We start from the raw sequence: 275 nt of genomic DNA, 5'->3' as shown, positions 1-275 counted from the left end.
GGTCGGCGCGGCCGGGGCGGGGACGGCCGGGACGGCGCCCGCACCGGGGGTGGCCGAGGAGGTGACGGCCGGGGCGGAGGCGGGAGCGGAGGCGGCGACGGAGGCCCCGCCCTCGGTCGGGCCGCAGGCGGTGACACCGACGGCGGCGACAATGGCCAGCGGGACGATCTTCGCAATACGGGCGATAACGGACGCGTTCATGTGACAGTCCCCCCAAGGACATGGTGATGGTGGTGATCGGATGAGCGGGCGCCTACTGTCACGCCCCGAGGAGT

Annotated in this window: 1 pseudogene; it reads right to left on the bottom strand. The window is 74.2% G+C overall.

What is annotated here, in order from left to right:
• Window positions 1-201, bottom strand: a pseudogene (locus AE652_RS46320) (hypothetical protein); the annotation flags it as partial.
• Between the last annotated feature and the right edge of the window lie 74 nt (window positions 202-275).

The organism is Kitasatospora sp. MY 5-36 (assembly GCF_001182915.1).
Classification (GTDB): domain Bacteria; phylum Actinomycetota; class Actinomycetes; order Streptomycetales; family Streptomycetaceae; genus Kitasatospora.
This window is presented reverse-complemented; position numbering and strand designations above follow the sequence as displayed.